General features: G+C 70.7%; 15 protein-coding genes and 2 pseudogenes. 12 read left to right on the forward strand and 5 right to left on the reverse strand.

The features are described 5' to 3' along the window. Positions 1 to 61 precede the first annotated feature (61 nt). Positions 62 to 1,726 (forward strand): energy-dependent translational throttle protein EttA, encoded by a 1,665-nt coding sequence (ettA, locus tag HUX53_RS31775; protein WP_176406907.1) that lies wholly within the window; start codon positions 62 to 64, stop codon positions 1,724 to 1,726. A 175-nt stretch (positions 1,727 to 1,901) separates the two neighbouring features. Here the strand turns inward: ettA and HUX53_RS31780 are convergent, their stop codons facing one another. Then, the gene (locus tag HUX53_RS31780) at positions 1,902 to 2,453 is read right to left on the reverse strand and encodes a TetR/AcrR family transcriptional regulator (RefSeq protein ID WP_217920151.1); all 552 of its coding nucleotides are present in this window, start codon (positions 2,451 to 2,453) and stop codon (positions 1,902 to 1,904) included. Positions 2,454 to 2,509: 56 nt separating this feature from the next. Here HUX53_RS31780 and HUX53_RS31785 point away from each other — a divergent pair, with 56 nt between their 5' ends. The 9 genes from HUX53_RS31785 (at position 2,510) to HUX53_RS31825 (ending at position 12,222) form a co-directional block, all read left to right on the forward strand. Continuing rightward, positions 2,510 to 3,928, forward strand: a complete 1,419-nt coding sequence (locus HUX53_RS31785) for an AarF/ABC1/UbiB kinase family protein (protein ID WP_176406908.1) — start codon at positions 2,510 to 2,512, stop codon at positions 3,926 to 3,928. Further along, a complete protein-coding gene (locus HUX53_RS31790) occupies positions 3,918 to 5,009 on the forward strand; it encodes a cytochrome P450 (RefSeq protein ID WP_176406909.1) in 1,092 nt (363 codons plus the stop codon). Before HUX53_RS31785 ends, HUX53_RS31790 begins: the two co-directional genes overlap by 11 nt. A 469-nt stretch (positions 5,010 to 5,478) precedes the next feature. Next, positions 5,479 to 5,970, forward strand: a complete 492-nt coding sequence (locus HUX53_RS42745) for an RNA polymerase sigma factor (protein WP_176406910.1) — start codon at positions 5,479 to 5,481, stop codon at positions 5,968 to 5,970. Next, on the forward strand, positions 5,954 to 6,634 hold the full coding sequence (locus HUX53_RS31800) for a hypothetical protein (RefSeq protein ID WP_176406911.1): 681 nt from the start codon (positions 5,954 to 5,956) through the stop codon (positions 6,632 to 6,634). Before HUX53_RS42745 ends, HUX53_RS31800 begins: the two co-directional genes overlap by 17 nt. 103 nt (positions 6,635 to 6,737) lie before the next feature. After that, positions 6,738 to 8,249 carry an aldehyde dehydrogenase (NADP(+)) gene (locus HUX53_RS31805; protein ID WP_309237531.1) on the forward strand — a complete coding sequence of 504 codons (1,512 nt, stop codon included), beginning with the start codon at positions 6,738 to 6,740 and terminating at the stop codon, positions 8,247 to 8,249. After that, positions 8,246 to 9,574, forward strand: a complete 1,329-nt coding sequence (locus tag HUX53_RS31810) for an enolase C-terminal domain-like protein (RefSeq protein ID WP_176406912.1) — start codon at positions 8,246 to 8,248, stop codon at positions 9,572 to 9,574. The genes HUX53_RS31805 and HUX53_RS31810 overlap by 4 nt, the downstream gene beginning before the upstream one ends. 56 nt (positions 9,575 to 9,630) lie before the next feature. Then, positions 9,631 to 10,059, forward strand: coding sequence for a thioesterase family protein (locus tag HUX53_RS31815; RefSeq protein ID WP_176406913.1), 429 nt, complete (start codon positions 9,631 to 9,633; stop codon positions 10,057 to 10,059). Next, positions 10,056 to 10,649: a GNAT family N-acetyltransferase gene (locus HUX53_RS31820; RefSeq protein WP_176406914.1), complete on the forward strand. Its 594-nt coding sequence runs from the start codon at positions 10,056 to 10,058 to the stop codon at positions 10,647 to 10,649. The genes HUX53_RS31815 and HUX53_RS31820 overlap by 4 nt, the downstream gene beginning before the upstream one ends. 163 nt (positions 10,650 to 10,812) lie before the next feature. Next, positions 10,813 to 12,222, forward strand: coding sequence for a S28 family serine protease (locus HUX53_RS31825; RefSeq protein ID WP_255205840.1), 1,410 nt, complete (start codon positions 10,813 to 10,815; stop codon positions 12,220 to 12,222). A gap of 82 nt (positions 12,223 to 12,304) precedes the next feature. Here the strand turns inward: HUX53_RS31825 and HUX53_RS31830 are convergent, their stop codons facing one another. The 4 genes and pseudogenes from HUX53_RS31830 to HUX53_RS31845 all read right to left on the reverse strand — a co-directional run bounded on the left by HUX53_RS31830 (position 12,305) and on the right by HUX53_RS31845 (position 15,888). After that, a complete protein-coding gene (locus HUX53_RS31830; RefSeq protein ID WP_176406916.1) occupies positions 12,305 to 13,876 on the reverse strand; it encodes a glycoside hydrolase family 13 protein in 1,572 nt (523 codons plus the stop codon). Positions 13,877 to 13,914: 38 nt separating this feature from the next. Continuing rightward, positions 13,915 to 14,280, reverse strand: a pseudogene (locus tag HUX53_RS31835) (globin); the annotation flags it as partial. A gap of 61 nt (positions 14,281 to 14,341) precedes the next feature. After that, positions 14,342 to 15,388, reverse strand: coding sequence for a mechanosensitive ion channel family protein (locus tag HUX53_RS31840; protein ID WP_176406918.1), 1,047 nt, complete (start codon positions 15,386 to 15,388; stop codon positions 14,342 to 14,344). Between the two features lie 215 nt (positions 15,389 to 15,603). Continuing rightward, a complete protein-coding gene (locus tag HUX53_RS31845) occupies positions 15,604 to 15,888 on the reverse strand; it encodes a hypothetical protein (protein WP_309237530.1) in 285 nt (94 codons plus the stop codon). 385 nt (positions 15,889 to 16,273) lie between these two features. Here HUX53_RS31845 and HUX53_RS31850 point away from each other — a divergent pair, with 385 nt between their 5' ends. Then, positions 16,274 to 17,905 (forward strand): XRE family transcriptional regulator, encoded by a 1,632-nt coding sequence (locus tag HUX53_RS31850; RefSeq protein ID WP_255205841.1) that lies wholly within the window; start codon positions 16,274 to 16,276, stop codon positions 17,903 to 17,905. A 6-nt stretch (positions 17,906 to 17,911) separates the two neighbouring features. After that, positions 17,912 to 18,233: pseudogene (locus HUX53_RS31855) on the forward strand (hypothetical protein); the annotation flags it as partial.

Here is an 18,233-nt window from a genome sequence, read left to right on the forward strand (position 1 = left end):
GGGGAGGGGGGCTTGGCCGGGGGCGACGAAGCGGTGTCCGGGACCCTCTAGGCTTGAGGATATGGCCGAGTACATCTACACGATGCAGCGTGTGCGCAAGGCACATGGCGACAAGGTCGTCCTGGACGACGTCACCCTGTCCTTTCTCCCGGGCGCGAAGATCGGCGTCCTGGGGCCGAACGGCACCGGTAAGTCGACGCTGCTGCGGATGATGGCCGGTCTGGAACAGCCGTCCAACGGCGACGCGCGCCTCATGCCGGGGTTCACCGTCGGGATGCTCCAGCAGGAGCCGCCGCTGAACGAGGAGAAGACCGTCCTCGGGAACGTGCAGGAGGGCGTCGCCGAGACCAAGGCGATGGTCGACCGGTTCAACGAGATCGCCGAGAAGATGGCGACGGACTACTCCGACGAGCTGATGGAGGAGATGGGCAAGCTCCAGGAGCAGCTCGACCACCGCAACGCGTGGGACCTCGACAGCCAGCTCGAGCAGGCGATGGACGCGCTGCGCTGCCCGCCGCCGGACGCCGACGTCACGAAGCTGTCGGGTGGTGAGCGCCGGCGCGTCGCGCTGTGCAAGCTCCTGCTCGAAGCGCCCGACCTGCTGCTGCTGGACGAGCCCACCAACCACCTGGACGCGGAGAGCGTCCAGTGGCTGGAGCAGTTCCTCGCCAAGTACGAGGGCACCGTCCTGGCCGTCACCCACGACCGGTACTTCCTCGACAACGTCGCGACCTGGATCCTGGAGCTCGACCGGGGCCGCTGCTACCCGTACGAGGGCAACTACTCCGTCTACCTGGAGAAGAAGGCCGACCGGCTGAAGGTCGAGGGCAACAAGGACGCCAAGCGCAAGAAGCGCCTGGAGGACGAGCTGGAGTGGGTCCGGTCCAACCCGAAGGCGCGGCAGACCAAGAGCAAGGCCCGCCTGGAGCGCTATGAGGAGATGGCCGCCGAGGCGGCCAAGACCCGCAAGCTGGACTTCGAGGAGATCCAGATCCCGCCGGGCCCCCGCCTGGGCAACACGGTGATCATCGCGGACAAGCTCACGAAGGGCTTCGACGACCGCGTCCTGATGGACGACCTGTCGTTCAACCTGCCCCCGAACGGCATCGTCGGCGTCATCGGCCCGAACGGCGTCGGCAAGACCACCCTCTTCCGCATGATCGTCGGCGAGGAGCAGCCGGACGCGGGCGAGCTGCGGGTCGGCGAGACCGTCAAGGTCTCCTACGTCGACCAGGGCCGCGGCGGCATCGACCCCAAGAAGACGGTGTGGCAGGTCGTCTCGGACGGCCTGGACCACATCAACGTCGGCCAGGTCGAGATGCCGTCCCGCGCCTACGTCGCCGCGTTCGGGTTCAAGGGCCCGGACCAGCAGAAGCCCGCGGGCGTCCTGTCGGGTGGCGAGCGCAACCGGCTCAACCTGGCGCTGACCCTCAAGCTGGGCGGCAACGTCCTGCTGCTGGACGAGCCGACCAACGACCTGGACACCGAGACCCTGTCCAGCCTGGAGAACGCGCTCCTCGAATTCCCCGGCTGCGCCGTGATCACCTCGCACGACCGGTGGTTCCTGGACCGCATCGCCACCCACATCCTCGCGTGGGAGGAGGGCTCGAACTGGTTCTGGTTCGAGGGCAACTTCGCCGACTACGAGAAGAACAAGATCGAGCGCCTGGGCGCCGACGCCGCCCGCCCCCACCGCGTCACGCACCGCAAGCTCACCCGCGACTGACCCACCGCACCACGCCGAACGGCCGCGCGGACACCTTCACCGGTGCCGCGCGGCCGTTCGGCTTTTCGCCCTGGCCGGGGCACGGCCCGCTCGGCGGCCGTTGTCCACGCGGTGCCGGTCTGTTCGTGGTGCCGGCGCGGGGGCCGGTCCTTCAGGCGAGGCGCCGGCCGGGCGGTCAGGGGCTGAGGTGACTGAGGATCATGTCGACCCAGGTGGCGATCAGCGCCTCGTCGTCGATGCCGACCGGGTCGGTGCCGAGCAGGACGCGCAGCAGGCGGGCGGAGACCAGGCCCCCGAGGCCGACGGCCGCGACGGCGTCGGCCTTCTCCGGCGGGACGCCCGCGTTGTCGCGCAGCCAGCCGGCGAAGCCGCCGTAGGTGGCGCTGATGATCTGCTGGACGGCGTCCTCGACCAGGTCGGGACGGGCGCGGGCCTCGGAGACGACGATGCGCAGCAGCTCGGCCTCGTTGTCGAGTTCGGTGAGGACGTAGCGGGCGGTGAGCGTCAGCTGGGTGCGCAGGTCGCCGACCCCGGCGAAGACGTGGCGGATGTCGCGGAGGGCGGCGAGCCGGCCGAGATGCCGTTCGATGCCGGCCGACAGGATCGCCTCCTTGCTGCGGAAATGGTGGTAGATGCCGCCGGCGCCCGGCGTCAGGCCGGCCCCGCGCTCGATCTGGGCGACGCTGGTCCCCTTGTAGCCGTGCTGCGCGAACAGCTCCATCGCCACGTCGATGATGCGGTCGCTTGTTGACGTCGTCCAGAAGCCACTTTCTGGGGTCTGCGATGACTGAGCGAGGCATCCGGGGCGGCCGGGTGGCGCGGACGGCGCCGCTCGTCGGTCTCGCCGGGCGGACGGCGGGAGAAGCGGTGGTGGCGTCGCTGCGCAGGCGGATGCGCGGCGACGGCCCGGACCCGGACGCGGCGGCGCGGCGCGCCGCCGAACTGTGGGTGGAGCGGCTCGGCCACTCCAAGGGCGTGCTGATGAAGGCCGGGCAGATGATGTCCTTCGTCGGCTTCTCCGTGGACGGCCAGTACGAGTCCGTCTTCCAGCAGGCGCTGGCCAGGCTGCAGGACGACGCGCCGCCGATGCCGCCGGAGACCGCGGCGGCGCAGGTCGAGGCCGAGCTGGGCGCGCCGCCCGGGGAGGTGTTCGCCGAGTTCGAGGCGGAGCCGGTCGCGGCGGCGTCCATCGGGCAGGTGCACCGCGCGGTGACCCGCGACGGGCGGCGGGTCGCGGTGAAGGTCCAGTATCCGGGGGTGGACGGCGCGATCCGGGCCGACCTCGCCAACGCGGAACTGCTGGCGACGTTCTTCCAGATCGGCCACGGCCTGGTGCCCGGCGCGCCGCGGCTGGACGTCCGCAGCATCGCCGGCGAGGTGTCCGAGCGGATCGGGGACGAGATCGACTACCTGACCGAGGCCCGCCACCAGCAGGAGTTCGCCGACCACTACCGCGGCCACCCGTTCGTCCGCGTTCCCGAGGTCGTCCATGAGCTGACGACCCGGCGCGTGCTCACCATGGACTTCGTCGAGGGGATCCGCCACCGCGACGCACTGGAGGCCGGCCAGGACCTCAAGGACCGCTGGGGCGAGGTGCTGTACCGGTTCTACCTCGGCAGCATCCGCCGCCTCGGCCTGTTCCACGCCGACCCGCACCCGGGCAACTACCTGTTCCACGAGGACGGGACCGTGACGTTCCTGGACTTCGGCTGCGTCAAGCACTTCAGCTCCGGGATGGTCCGGTACATGCGGGACTCGGCGGAGGCGACGGCGGCCGGGGACGCGGAGCGGCTGCTGCGCATCCAGTACGCAAGGGGAGGTTTGGACCCGGCCGATCCGCCTCCCGCGGACCAGGTGCTCGCCTGGTGGCGCGCGGCGTTCCGCTCCTGCACGGGCCCGCAGCCCTACACGTTCTCTCCCGCCGCCGAAGCCGAGAACGCCCGCGAGCAGTTCGCGGTCCTCGGCCCGCACGGGGCGTTCCTGCGCCGGTGGAAGATGGACCCCGACATGACGACGCTGAGCCGCATCCAGCTCGGGATGTCGGCCGTCCTCAGCCAGCTGCGCGCGACGGGGGAGTGGGAGGGCATCCGGCGGGAGTGGGACCGCAACGGGCCGCCCGCCACCGAGCTCGGGGAGCTCGAAAGGGCGTTCTGGGGCGAGAACGTGGCGCTCTGGGCCGAGGGGGGCCTCCATGCGCGCTGAGACGGCGGGCGCCGGCGCGCGTACCGAGCCGGTCCGGTGGGACGAGGAGCAGGGCGTCTGGCAGGTCTCCGGGTTCGCGGAGGCGTCGGCGGTGCTGCGCGGCGAGGGCTGGAGCAGTGACCCGCGCCGGCTGCCGTTCGCGCCGCCGGAGCTGGCCGACTTCCCGCAGGGCGTGCTGCTGTTCATGGATCCGCCCGACCACACCCGGATGCGCAGGCTGCTGAGCCCGGCTTTCACCCCGCGCGCGGTCGAGTCGCTGCGGCCGCGCGTCGTGGACATCGTGGAGGCGGTGCTGCGGGGGCTCGACGACGAGACCGACCTGCTGCGCGACGTCGCCTACCTCATCCCGGTGGCCGTCATCGCGGAACTGCTGGACGTGGGGGACGAGGGCGCGGCGCTGCTCCTGGAGCTCACCCCTGAGCTGGTCCGGATGCTGGAGACCGATGCCGGCGCCGCCGACCTGATGGCCGCCGCGACGGCCGCGACGGAGCTGATGCTGTTCCTGACCCCGCTGCTGGCCGAACGGCGCGGCCGGCCGGGGGACGATTTCATCAGCGCGATGCTCGCCGTCCCGGACGGTCTCTCGCTCGACGAGATCGCCGGTACCTGCGTCCTGCTGCTGGCCGCGGGTCACGAGACGACCGCGAACCTCATCGCGAACTCCGTGCTGGCGCTGCTGCGCGACCCGGCGCAGCGTGATCTCCTGCAGGCCGATCCCCGGCGCGCGGTCGAGGAGCTGCTGCGCGTGGAGGGGCCGATCAAGCAGGTCTTCCGCGCCGCGCTCAGCGACCATGAGATCGCCGGGCACCGCATCCGCGCGGGGGAGGCCGTCCAGGTGCGGATCCGGGAGGCGAACCGCTCCCTCGGCCCGCTCGACCTGGGCCGCGAGCCTCTGCCGCACCTGGCGTTCGGCGGCGGCATGCACTACTGCCTGGGCGCGGCCCTGGCGCGGATGGAGGCGATCGAAGCGCTGCCCCGCATCTTCACGCGCTTCCCGCGCATGACCTTGCGCGACCACGGCCGGCGTGAATCCGCCACCTTCCACGCCCTGACGAACCTCCGGGTCTCTGGTCTGAGGTGACCGGCGGGCGACATCGTGTTCATGGCCGGTGGTGAGCGGGGCCGCCTTGGAGTTGGTGCCGTTGTGTGGAAGTTCGTCACCGTTTCGGAACTTGTGTCGGTGTCGGCTGGTGCGGCGGCGGTCTCGGGTGGGTGAACCGTGGGCGGTGGCGTTGCCGGACTGGCATTGCTGATGGGAGTGGGAATTAGTGTGGGCTGGTGCTGGGAAAATGTCGGGTTCGGGGTGGTTTTCCAATTCTGTGGTGATCTTTACGGGGGGCGTCAGGGCAGGTGGCGGAGGGTGACTGGTGACCTGGCGGTCATTGCTGAGGCCGATCAGTGGTGGGGGTGCAGGTCATCGGGGTCTTTGAGGTCGATGTTGGGGAATGTGAGCTCCCGGAGCAGTTATATGCGTAAGACTGGGGTGAAAGTTGTTTCCTGTGTTCCTCAAGGAGCTTTCGTGGTCGGATCGCTGAGGCCGGGGAGGCGCGGTGGACGATGAGCGGGAGTCGCTGACGTCGTTCCCCGCGTTCCATCGGCACTGGACGCCGCGGCTCACGGGGTATCTGCGGGCGCAGACCGGTGATGGGCGCTGGGTCGAGGACATCGCGCGGGAGAGCCTGCTCGCCGCGCGGTGCCGCTGGGACGACCTGGTCACGTGCGAGCGGCCGGGCGTGTGGCTGTTCCGGGTCGCGACGACCATGCTGCGGCGCTGGCAGGCGAAGGCGCGCGAGCAGTGCACGTCCCTGGACGAAATGGTCGCGCGCGACGCCGGGTGCGGGACGGACGTGATGGCGGCGGTCCGCGGCCTGCCCCGGCGGCAGCGGGAGGCCGTGGCGCTTCACTGCCTGCTGGAGTTCCCCGTGCCGGACGTCGCGTCCATCCTCGATGTGAGCGAGGACGCCGCCGCGATCCATGTGGAACGGGCGCGGCGGAGGCTGGTGGGGACCGTTCGCGAGGTGTGCGGTGAATCGGCATCGTGACGCCGGCCCGCGCGGTGCGTGGGCGGCGGCGGACGTGGACGGTGTCCTGGCGGCCGAGGCGTCGGCCATCGCCGGTATGGCCGAGGGGGAGTTCGCCGTCGGCCTCGCCGAGGTGGAGGACGAGTTCCGGCGGCGGCAGCGCGATGACATCGCGCGGGCCCGGCATGCGTCGTTCGTCGAGTCGCTCGGGCTAGACCGGGCCGCCTACGAGCTCGCGTGCCGCCATGAGGCGGACGGGGACCTCGGCGAGGCCGCCCGCTGGTACCGGGTCGCGGCCGGCAACGACCACGCGGACGCCGCGCTCCGGCTCGGGCGGACGCTCGACCGGCTCGCCGGGTCCCAGGGCCGCGCGGAGCTGCATCTGGTCACGGAGGCGGCGCGGGCGTACGCGGAGGCGTATGCGGCGGGCTATCCCGAGGCCGCCGACCGGATCGACGAGATGCTGGCCGGTTTCTCGTGCCGGCCGCAGGCTCCGCCAGAACGTGTCACGTGCAGCCGGATCCGCGACCTCGCGGACGTGAACGGGGTGCTCAGTGAGGAGCGGATCCGGGAGCTGAGCCGGCACGCCGCGCGATGCATCACGTGTCTGGCGGAGTTCGTCGCGCTGCTGAAGAGCGCCTCGGCCGCGGTGCCGTCCGGGGGAGTGACCGACCCGTACGATTGATGCCGTCCGCGCATCGAACAATGCGTTTTTCGTGTTGGACAGGTATCGATCCCGTCTCCTATCGTCCGCTCTGAACCCCCTGACGGACGGAGGACGGACCTTGGTGCAGCTCACCGGACGCATGGTGATCGGCTTCGACCGTGTCGCCGGCACGGGGAGGGCGATCACCGCCGTCGATCCCCGCACCGGTGACAACCTCGAACCCGAGTACCGCTACGGCGATGCGGGCGATGTGGAACGCGCCTGTGTCCTGGCGGACGAGGCGTTCGACGTCTACCGCGCGACGAGCGCCGAGCAGCGCGCCGCGTTCCTCGACGCGATCGCCGGCAAGCTCGACGCGCTGAAGGGTGACCTCGTCCAGCGCGCCATGTCCGAGACCGGTCTTCCCGAAGCGCGGCTGACCGGTGAGGTCGGGCGCACGACCGGGCAGCTCCGGATGTTCGCCGAAGACCTCCGCGCCGAGGACGCGACGGGCTCGCTGACGACCGGCCTGCCGGACGGCGCCGGCCGGGTCCTCAGTGTGGATCCGGCGAACGAGGGCGGGCCCGAGATCCGGCAGGGGCGGGTCGCGCTCGGCCCGGTCGCGGTGTTCGGCGCCAGCAACTTCCCGTTCGCGTTCTCCGTGGCGGGCGGGGACACCGCGTCGGCGCTGGCGGCGGGCTGCCCCGTTGTCGTGAAGGCCCATGACGCCCACCCAGGGGTGTGCGAACTGGTCGGGCAGGCGGTGTCCGAGGCCGTCCGAGAGGCGGGCCTGCCCGAAGGCGTGTTCTCCATGCTCTACGGGGACGGTCCGACGCTCGGCATCGCGCTCGTCACCGATCCGCGCGTGCAGGCGGTCGGGTTCACGGGCTCCCGGCGGGCGGGGCTGGCGATCGCGCAGGCGGCGGCGAACCGGCCGCGTCCGATCCCGGTCTATGCGGAGATGAGCAGCGTCAACCCGGTGTTCCTGCTCCCGGACGCGCTGGCCGAGCGCGCCGGCGAGCTGGCGGAGGGATTCGTCGGGTCGGTGACGCTCGGCGCCGGGCAGTTCTGCACCAATCCCGGACTCGTCTTCGCGGTCGGAGGCACGCATCTCGATGCGTTCCTGGACGAGGCGACCAAGGCGATCGAGGCCAATCCGGGCGCGCCGATGCTCACCCCGGGCATCGCGAAAGCCTATGCAGAAGGCGTCGAACGGCTTGAGAACCATCCCGACGTGGAGATCGTCGCACGCGGGCAGGAACCGGACGCGGCGGTCGGCTGCCGGGCCGCGCTCGTGGTCGTGGACGCCGCGAACTTCGGTCCCGACCTGCAGGAAGAGATCTTCGGCGCCTGCTCGCTGGTCGTCCGCTGCGACGACCTCGGCCAGGTCGTCGAGGCGGCGCGCGGCCTGGAGGGCCAGCTGACCGCGACGATCCACGGCAAGGGCGACGACGCGGAGCGGCTGCTGCCCGTCCTGGAGCGCCTCGTCGGCCGGATCGTGTGGGACGGCTGGCCGACCGGAGTGCGCGTCGGGCACGCGATGGTGCACGGCGGGCCGTTCCCGGCGACGTCCGACGCGCGCACGACGTCCGTGGGAAGCCTGGCCATCGAGCGGTTCCGGCGGCCGATCGCCTACCAGGGGGTCCCCCGATGAGCACACCCGTCGTCACCGAGATGCGGGTCGTGCCCGTCGCCGGCCACGACAGCATGCTGCTCAACCTGGGCGGCGCGCACGGGCCGTTCTTCACGCGGAACCTGCTGCTGCTGACCGACTCGTCCGGCAGCACGGGCGTCGGCGAGGTGCCGGGCGGCGAGGGCATCCGCAAGACGCTGGAGGACGCGCGCGAGCTGATCGTCGGTAAGCCCATCGGACGGTCGGACGCGATCCTCAACTCCGTCCGGGCCACTTTCGGCCACCTGGACGCCGGCGGACGCGGCCCGCTCACGCACGACACGCGGATCACCGTCCACGCGCTGACCGCGATCGAGTCGGCGCTGCTCGACCTGATGGGCCGGTTCCTCGGCGTGCCGGTCGCGGCCCTGCTCGGCGACGGCGTCCAGCGGGACGCGATTCCGATGCTCGGCTACCTCTTCTACATCGGCGACCGGAACAAGACCGATCTTCCGTACGAAGCGCCGCCGGAGGACGAGGACGGCTGGCTCCGGGTGCGGCGCGAAGAGGCGATGACGCCGGACGCGATCGTCCGGCAGGCGGAGGCCGCGCAGGAGCGGTACGGGTTCGCCGACTTCAAGCTCAAGGGCGGCGTGCTCAGGGGCGACGAGGAGGCCGAGGCCGTCCGCGCCCTGGCCGAGCGGTTCCCCGACGCCCGCATCAACCTCGACCCCAACGGCGCGTGGTCGCTGGACGAGGCGATCCGGATCGGCACCGCGCTCAAGGACGTCCTCGCCTACGCGGAAGACCCGTGCGGCGCCGAACTGGGCTATTCCGGACGCGAGACGATGGCGGAGTTCCGCCGCGCGACCGGCCTCCGCACCGCCACCAACATGATCGCGATCGACTGGCGCGAGCTGGGCCACGCGATCCGGCTGGACGCGGTGGACATTCCGCTTGCCGACCCCCATTTCTGGACGATGCGCGGCTCGGTCCGCGTGGCGCAACTGTGCGAGGCATGGGGCCTGACCTGGGGTTCGCACTCCAACAACCACTTCGACGTGTCGCTGGCCATGTTCACCCACGTCGCCGCCGCGGCCCCCGGGGAGATCACCGCGATCGACACGCACTGGATCTGGCAGGACGGCCAGCGCCTCACCAAGGACCCCCTCCAGATCGTGGACGGCGAGATCGGCCTGCCGGACGAACCCGGCCTCGGCGTCGAGATCGATGAGGAGCGACTGGAGGAGGCGTACCAGCTCTACGTCCGGCACGGCCTGGGCGACCGCGACGACGGGGCGGCGATGCAGTACCTCGTCCCCGGCTGGACGTTCGACCGCAAGCGCCCCTGCCTCGTCCGCGACTGAACCGCCTGCGGGTAGCATCGGGCCGACCCCGGTTCCCCATACCCCCAGGCGAGGACATGCAGCGGACGCCTCCGGCCGAGTACCGGCACGTCTACGAGTTCAACATCCGGTTCGGCGACATCGACTCCCAGGGCCACGTGAACAACGTCAAGTTCCTCGGCTACCTGGAGGACGCGCGGCTGGAGATGTTCCACGGCGACCCGGTGCGCAAGGGCGAGCAGCCCGTCCGCGGCATGGTGATCTCGCGGCACGAGATCGACTACCGGCTGCCGCTGCTGCCGACCGTCTACCCGATCCGGGTGGAGACGTGGGTGACCGAGGCCCGCGCCGCCTCGCTCAAGCTCGCCTACGAGGTGCGGGACGACGAGAACGTGTACGCGGAGGCGACCTCGACGCTCGTCGCGTTCGACGTGGAGTCGAACCGGCTGCGGCGCTGGACGCCGGAGGAGCGCGAGTTCATCGGACGCTACGTGCGGGTGCCATGACGGCGCTGGCCGGGCCGCCGCCCGCGCTGGACCGGCGCCTGCCGGGGGTGCGGCTCCGCGTCGTCCAGATGGCGGACGCGGAGGCGCTCGCCGCGCTGGTCCGGGAGAACCGCGAGTATCTGCGTCCCTGGGAACCAGAACGGGACGCGTCGTACTTCACGGTCGACGGCCAGCGCGACAACCTGCACGACCTCATCGAGGCGTATGCGGTGGAGGAGATGTGGCCGGGCGTCATCCTGGTCGACGGTGAGGTCGCCGGACGTATCACGCTCAACAACGTCCTACGCGGCCCCCTGCAGAGTTGCTTCGTCGGCTACTGGGTGGCGCGCGCGCACGCTGGCCATGGTGTCGCCACAGAGGCGTTGAGGCAGGCCCTGGACATCGCGTTCGGCGCGCTCCGTCTGCACCGCGTCGAGGCGTTCACGCGGGTGGACAACCATGCGTCCCAGCGCGTCCTGCGGAACAACGGTTTCACGGCCGTCGGGACGGCTCGTCGGCACATTCACCTGGACGGACGCTGGCATGACGAGCGCCTTTTCGAATGCCTGGCCCCGTGGGACGACGGAGTGGCGCTGAACCCGCCCGCGTGAACGGTGTTGTGTCCGGGCCGACCCGGTGACAACTGAGCTGTCACGGATAGGTAACAAGCGATACAGCAATCCGTTTTCGGCCCTCTTCTCCCTCTAGTGTCGCGACGCGAATGTGGAGAACCCACGTGAAAGGGGCACAATGCGGCGCGTCTCACGAGGAGCGATGGCACTGCTGCTCGCCGCCGGAATGACCGGGGCGGGCGCCACGGCGGCGCAGGCGGCGATCACGGCGCAGGCGGGTGCGACCCAGGCCGGCGCGGCCCAGGCGGGCGACATCCTCGCCCAGCTCAAGGCCATTCCCGGCATGCAGGTGACAGAGAAGACCTCGACCATTCCCGGCTACCGCTGGTTCTGGCTGGAGTACCGGCAGCCCGTCGACCACCGCAGGCCCTGGGGGCAGTGGTTCGAGCAGCGCATCATGCTGCAGCACAAGTCGGCGGACAAGCCCATGGTCCTGTACACCAGCGGCTACAACACGCCGGAAGTGATGTTCACGTCCGAGCCGACGGCCCTGGTCGACGGCAACCAGATCTCGGTCGAGTACCGCTACTTCACCCCGTCCCGTCCTGAGCCGACCGACTGGCGGAAGGACACGATCTGGCAGGCCGCCACCGACGAGCACCGGCTCATCCGTGCGCTGAAGACCATCTACAAGGGCAAGTGGATTTCGACGGGTGCGAGCAAGGGCGGCATGACGGCCGTCTACCACAAGCGCTTCTACCCGAACGACGTCGACGGCAGCGTCGTGTACGTCGCGCCCAACGACGTCAACAACAACGACGACCACGCCTACGACAAGTTCTTCAAGACGGTCGGAGACGACCCCGAATGCCGCGCCCACGTCAAGGGGCTCGCGCGCGAGTTCCTCAAGCGCCGTCCCGCGATGCTCAAGCGTTTCAAGGCCGCCGCCGACGAGCAGGGCCTGACGTTCAACATCCTGCGCACCATGGACCGCGCGTTCGAGAACTCGGTGATGGACTACGAGTGGGCGTTCTGGCAGTACAGCCTGCAGTCCGACTGCCCGTCCCTTCCGTCGGTGGACGCCTCCGACGACGAGCTCTACAAGACGCTCGACACCATCTCCGGGCTGTCGTTCTACAGCGACCAGGGTCTCGCGCCGTACATCCCGTACTACTACCAGGCGGGCACGCAGCTCGGCTGGCCGTCGCCGGAGTTCAAGCACCTGCGGCCGCTGCTGCGGTACGAGAGCAGCTACCAGCCGCGCACCTACGTCCCGCGTGACATCCGGATGCGGTTCGACCACGGCCGCGCCATGCGCGACATCGACCGCTGGGTGCGGCACCACTCCAACCACATGCTGTTCCTGTACGGGGCCAATGACCCGTGGGGCGCCGAGCCGTTCCGCCTCGGCCACGGGGCCCGCGACTCCGCCGTCTACGTCGCGCCCGGCATGAACCACAGCGGCCGCATCATCGCCAAGCTGCCCGCCGACGAGCAGGCCAAGGCGATCGCGGACGTCAAGCGCTGGGCCGGCGTCGACGCCGGCGTCCAGACGTTCAAGTCGGCGCCGCGCGCCGACGACCCGCTCCAGCTCCAGCGCCCGCCGCTGTAGCGGGAGCCGCGCAAGCGAATGCCCGCGGTGTGCCGGTTCGTGCCCTGACCCCTGGCACGTCCCGGCGCACCGCGCCGCTGTCTCAGCCCGTTTCGAGCCAGGCGGCGGTGTTGCCGGGGAGCAGGTCGCCGTAGAGCGGGGCGCTGGTCAGGAGCGGGGTGCCCGGCGGGAGGCGCACCGGGTTCTCGCCGCAGTTGAGCGCGCACGTGAGCGGGCCGCGGCGGAAGAAGACGGCCGTGTCCGGGGAGTCGAGCCACTCCAGGTCTTCCGGGAGGCCGTCGGCCAGGCGGCGGCGCAGCGCCAGCGCGTCGCGGTACCAGGCCAGCATGGAGGACGGCTCGGACGCCTGCGCTTCGGCGGTCATGGACGCCCACCGTTCCGGCATCGGCAGCCACGGCCGGACGCCGTCAGGAGAGAAACCATAAGGCTCGGCCTGGCCGGACCATGGCAGCGGCACGCGGCACCCGTCACGACCGGCGAGTTCCCCGTTCGTGCGCTCGAAGATGGGGTCTTGCCGGGCCTCGTCCGGAAGATCGGTCACTTCGGGCAGGCCGAGTTCTTCACCTTGATACAGGTAGGCCGACCCCGGGAGCGCCAAGAGAAGCAGTAGCGCCGCCCTGGCTCTGGCACTTTCGATCCCAGGGAGGCCCTCCGGCTGCTCGTACCGAGTCACGTGGCGGACGGAGTCGTGACTGGACAGCACCCACGTGGGTGCGGCACCGGTAGGTGCGACGGCCTTCAACGCGGCGACGATGACGTCCCGGAAGGCCGTCGCCGACCACGGAGCCAATTGCAGGTCGAACTGGAAAACCTGGTGTAGTTCGTCTGGGCGAAGGTAGAGCGCGAGGTCTTCGGGACCGTCCGTCCACACTTCGCCGATGGCCATGCGCTCGCCGTCGTACTCGTCCAGGATCTGCCGCCATCTGCGGTACACGTCGTGGACTTCGGGACGGCTGTAGATCGGGCCGTTCAGGACGCGGCGGTCGTTCGGGCCCAGGTCGCGGAAGGAATCGTCCTTGAAGAGGCCCGCGGCCACGTCGATGCGGAAACCGTCCACACCGCGGTCGAGCCAGAATCGCAGGATCTCCTCGAACTCGTCCCGCACCTCGGGGTTGCGCCAGTTGAAGTCCGGCTGCTCGCGCGCGTACAGATGCAGGTACCACTCGCCGTCGTTCACCCGCGTCCACGCCGGACCGCCGAACGCGGACGGCCAGTCGTTCGGCGGCCGCTCCTCGCCGGGACGTTCGCCTGGCTTGCCGGGACGGAAAATGTAGCGCGACCGTTCGGACGACCCGGGCGGCGCGGCCAGCGCCTCCTGGAACCAGCGGTGCCGGTCGGACGAATGGTTCGGGACGATGTCGATGATCAGCCGCAACCCGTGCGCGTGGACGTCCGCCACAAGGGCGTCGAAGTCGTCCAGCGTGCCGAACCGTGGATCGACGTCGCGGTAGTCGGCCACGTCGTAGCCGCCGTCCGCCAGCGGGGACGTGTAGAAGGGCGTGAGCCACAGCGCGTCCACACCGAGGTCGCGCAGATGGCCGAGCCGGGACCGGACCCCCTGGAGGTCGCCCTCGCCATTCCCGTCGAAGTCGGCGAAGCTGCGGACGTAGACCTCGTACACCACGGCATTGCGCCACCACGGGATTCGCGTCATACAGCCCGATCTACCCGGTTACGCCGGGCCGGTCACGTGGGCGCGTTCACCAGGCTCCGCGCCGCCATCATGAAGTAGTCCCAGAGCTGCTTCTCCAGTGGCTCGGGCAGCTCCAGCTCCTCCACCGCGTCCCGCATGTGCTTCAACCACCGGTCGCGCTGCGCCTCGTCGATGACGAACGGCACGTGCCGCATCCGCAGCCGCGGATGCCCGCGCCGCCGGCTGTAGGTGTTCGGGCCGCCCCAGTACTGGATCAGGAACAGCCGCAGCCGCTCCTCGGCGGGGCCGAGGTCCTCCTCGGGGTACATGGGGCGAAGGTCGGGGTCTTCCGCGACGCCCTGGTAGAAGCGGTGCACCAGCCGATGGAAGGTCTCCTCGCCGCCGACCGCCTCGTAGAAAGTCACCTGTTCAGCCATAGCGCTCCCCACCATATGTGAGATGCGTCCCGATCCTCACCTTGATCGGTTAGGCCGGCGGGGTGGCCACCTGCACGCCCGCCGCGTCGAACGCCCGCTTGACCCGTTCGCGCAGCTCACGGGCGATGTCGCCCTGCTTGCCCGGCGCCGTCTTCAGCACCACGCGGATCACGATGGCGTCGCCGGCGAGGGCCTGCACGCCCCACACCGACGGCTCCTCCAGGATGAGGTGCTTCCACGCCGCCTCGGCGGCCATCTCGTCGGCGGTGGCCTGCAGGATCTCCTTGACCTTCTCGGTGTCCTCGTGGATGTCGACCGGGATGTCCAGGACGGCGCGGCCCCAGTTCTGCGACTCGTTCCCGACCTTCTTGATCTCGCCGTTCGGGACGTACCAGACGACGCCGTCGACGTCCCGCATCCGGGTCACCCGCAGCGTGACGGCCTCGACCGTCCCCTTCGCGGTGCCGACGTCGATGTAGTCGCCGACGCCGTACTGGTCCTCCAGCAGCATGAACAGCCCGGCGAGCAGGTCCTTGACGATGTTCTGCGCGCCGAAGCCGACCGCGACGCCGATGACGCTCGCGCTGGCCAGGACGGGCGCGAGGTTGAGGCCGAGCGAGCCGAGGATGCTGAACAGCGCCGTCCCCATGATCAGGACGGACGCGATGGACCGCAGCACCGAGCCGAGCGTCTGCGCGCGCTGCGCCCGCCGCTTGTTCAGCAGCGCGGGACTGCCCTCGAAGACCGTCCGGGCCCGCTCGCGCGCCCGCTCCGACATCGTCCCCTCGGCCATCCGCAGCGTGATCTTGGTGATCATGCGGTGCGCGATGTTCTTCACGAGCAGCGCGACCACGAACGTGATGACGATCAGGAGCAGAGTGGTGAGCGGCCGGTCGAGCCACGTCGCGAAGAACTTGGTGAAGCCGGTGTTGTGCGAGACGTTCCAGACCAGCCGGCACGCGGTGGTCGGCGACGGATCGCCGCAGGCCGTCTCCGGCGTCCCCTTCTCGGCCCAGGGCAGCAGCGGCTTCCCGGCGGCCGCCGCGGCGAGCGACGACGCGGCCAACGACGCGGCTAACGACGCGGCTGACGACATGGTGCAGACCCTCCCCGGCCATTGTGGTGCCTCGGCACCTCACCGTGGACCCGCGGCGGGCACGAGCCTGATCGTAGGGGACGATTACGACCGGTTCGTACTCCGCCGGGCGAGGTGCCGCGGCCAGGCCGGGGAGGGGCTGTTCCGGCGAGCGTGTCCCGCGGGCCGGCGGCTGCCGCGCCGTTCCGGCCGCGGCCCGCGGGACACGCCCGGTCTCAGGGGAGCGGCTGGAGCACGCGCGCCAGTTTCATCGCGGCGCCGCCCACGTCGTCCACGCGGTGCATGCGCTCTCCCCACGACCACCAGAAGTAGTGGTCCTTGGTCTCGGGAGCCGGCGCGCAGGTGACGTCCTCCGCGAGGCTCGCCGCCGCCGGGTTCACGACCCGCAGGAAGGCGGGCCCCGAGCGGGTGCGGACGACGCGGGCGACGAGCCCCTGCGTGTCGAGTTCGTGCTCCAGCTCTTCGAGGTAGCCGACGCGTCTGTCGCTGACCACCTTCACACCCCCTCCATGGGCGAGCACCGGACGTGGACCGGACCGGGCGGAAAGATCGACTCTCTGGATCCGTTCGGTCACTCGCGGCGAGAATTGCAACTCTCACACTGGCGGGTCAAGAGACCGGCCGTCCGGCGAAGTACCGGATTACCCCACCTCAGAGGAAGTGTCTCCTCCCCCGGAGGAAGAATCTCTACCCACGGGGGACGAGGTGCCCCCCCGGGCACCCCCTCTTCTCCGAAACCGCTTGGCGGGCCCTGTGACGGGGGTTACGCTGCGTGCGCGAGAGATTATCTGTCGTGGCCATCTAGTGACCGGTCGCCGTGGCGGGGACGATCGCCCTCCCCCTGGGGAACGGCGTCCCGGCCCGACGGTGAGGAGGCCGGAGTCGATGTCGGATCCCCCCCGCAAAGAGACGGACGTGGCTCGCCGGATCCGCGCGCACGCCCTGGCCCGGGGACAGGGCCCGGTGCAGATCGCGCAGGAGATCCACGAGCAGTGCGGGCCGCTGTTCGGCACGAGCCGGATCAAGGCGCACCGCCTTGCCCACGGCGTCGCGCTGTCCGACATCGTCGCGCAGGTCAGGGCACTCTACGAGGTCGACGGCAAGCCGGCCCCCCGGCTCGGGGAGACGCTGCTGTCGGCGTACGAGAGCGGGTACAAGCGGCCCGGTCCCGAGTACCTGCACTACATCTGCGCCGTGTACCGGGTCGAGCCCGACGCGCTCGACTACCAGAGTCCCTGCATCTGCGGCCGCGGCCACGCGGCCCGCACGGGCGCCCCGGGCGTCCCCCAGCCGCGCGCTCCGGAGCGGCGCGCGGCACCCGGCCCCGACGCACTCGTCGGGGCGATCGTCCCCAGGGCCGAAGACCGTCCCTGGGTAACCGTGACCGACTTACGGGGCCCCGACCGCGCCGAAGGCCCCCTGACCATTGATGTGGGAGAGGAGGACATCGTGCTTCGTAGGACCCTTCTGCAGCTTCTGGCCGGAGCGGGCGTGGCGCTCGACGGTCAGTTCCTTGGTGCCGTCGACAACCTGCGCCGCAAGATGGACGACACCCTCGTAGGCGCGACCGTCTCGCCGACCATGCTCGACCAGTGGGAGGAGACGACCTACGGCTACGGCCAGCAGTACCAGGCGACCCCGTCCCTCCGCATGCTCTGCGACGTCCTGCTGGACTTCAGCGAGGTGCGCCGCATGTGCGACAAGCGGCAGCCGGTCGAACTGCAGGAACGGCTGTGCCGGATCGCCGCGCAGCTGTCCGGGCTGTCCGGGCTGATCATGATCAACCTGGGCGACCACCGGCTGGCCCGCTCGTTCTTCCGCACCGCGCGCACCGCCGCCGACGAGACCGGCGACCGGCAGCTGCGCGCCTGGGTGACCGTCCGCGAGTCCCTGGTGCCGATGTACTACGGCGACCCGCGCGAGGCCCTGCACCTGGCCCGCAAGGCCCAGGACCTCGCCGGCCGGACGCCGGGAGTCGCCGCCGCGATGGCCCCCGCCGTGGAGGCCCGCGCCCTCGGCATGCTCGCCATGCGCGGCCGCGGCGACGCCGCCCCCAGCGCCCGCCGCGCCCTGGTGCGCGGACGCTCGGTGTTCGACCAGCTTTCCAAGACCGACACGTCCGACCTCGTGTTCGGGTTCACCGACCGGCAGATGGCCTTCTACGAGGGCGACACCTTCACCAACCTCGGCGACCACAAGCACGGCGACGAGGTGCTCAGCCACGCCCTCACCCTCTACTCGCCCACCGACCGCGTCGACCTGACCCTGGTGCGCCTCGACCGCGCGATGTGCAAACTCCACGCGGGCCACCCCGACGCCGCGCTCACCGCCGGACGGGAGGCCATCCACGACCTCCCGTCCGACCACCGCTCGGACATCCTGGTGCACCGCGCCCGCCAGATCGGCGCGGCCGTGTCGACCAAGTACGGCGAGATAGCGTCCCTGAAGGACTTCTACGAGGCGCTCGCCGGCCCCTCGATCAAGAGCCCCGCCGTCCCCCCGGCCGAGCAGGTCTGACCTCGCATGGGCAGCACCTTCTCGCAAGGCCACCTCGTCCGCCTTGAGGACGAGCCCCCCGTATGGAGCTTCGGCGCCCTCCGGATCCGCCGCTACCACGCCGCCGACCACGGCACCGTCCTCGCCCTGCACCGCGAGGGCCTCGCCCAGGTCGGCCTGCGCCCCGGCGACGGCGTCTACTACGACCACGACTTCTTCCGCATGGAGGACATCTATCTCCGCAACGACGGCGAGTTCCTCGTCGGCGAACTCGACGACCGTATCGTCGCGATGGGCGGCCTGCCCCGCCCCGCCCCCCTCCCCGCCGGCCCCGCCCCCTCCCCCCCAC

This window comes from Actinomadura sp. BRA 177, from assembly GCF_013372625.1.
Classification (GTDB): domain Bacteria; phylum Actinomycetota; class Actinomycetes; order Streptosporangiales; family Streptosporangiaceae; genus Spirillospora.

Excerpts from the sequence above, each read along its gene's own strand:
- HUX53_RS31825 (WP_255205840.1), top strand. The coding sequence starts at position 10,813 with ATGGCACTGCTGCTCGCCGCCGGAATGACCGGGGCGGGCGCCACGGCG.
- HUX53_RS31785 (WP_176406908.1), top strand. The coding sequence starts at position 2,510 with ATGACTGAGCGAGGCATCCGGGGCGGCCGGGTGGCGCGGACGGCGCCG.
- HUX53_RS31815 (WP_176406913.1), top strand. The coding sequence starts at position 9,631 with ATGCAGCGGACGCCTCCGGCCGAGTACCGGCACGTCTACGAGTTCAAC.
- HUX53_RS31830 (WP_176406916.1), bottom strand. The coding sequence starts at position 13,876 with ATGACGCGAATCCCGTGGTGGCGCAATGCCGTGGTGTACGAGGTCTAC.
- HUX53_RS31850 (WP_255205841.1), top strand. The coding sequence starts at position 16,274 with ATGTCGGATCCCCCCCGCAAAGAGACGGACGTGGCTCGCCGGATCCGC.
- HUX53_RS31820 (WP_176406914.1), top strand. The coding sequence starts at position 10,056 with ATGACGGCGCTGGCCGGGCCGCCGCCCGCGCTGGACCGGCGCCTGCCG.
- HUX53_RS31840 (WP_176406918.1), bottom strand. The coding sequence starts at position 15,388 with ATGTCGTCAGCCGCGTCGTTAGCCGCGTCGTTGGCCGCGTCGTCGCTC.
- HUX53_RS31790 (WP_176406909.1), top strand. The coding sequence starts at position 3,918 with ATGCGCGCTGAGACGGCGGGCGCCGGCGCGCGTACCGAGCCGGTCCGG.
- HUX53_RS31810 (WP_176406912.1), top strand. The coding sequence starts at position 8,246 with ATGAGCACACCCGTCGTCACCGAGATGCGGGTCGTGCCCGTCGCCGGC.
- ettA (WP_176406907.1), top strand. The coding sequence starts at position 62 with ATGGCCGAGTACATCTACACGATGCAGCGTGTGCGCAAGGCACATGGC.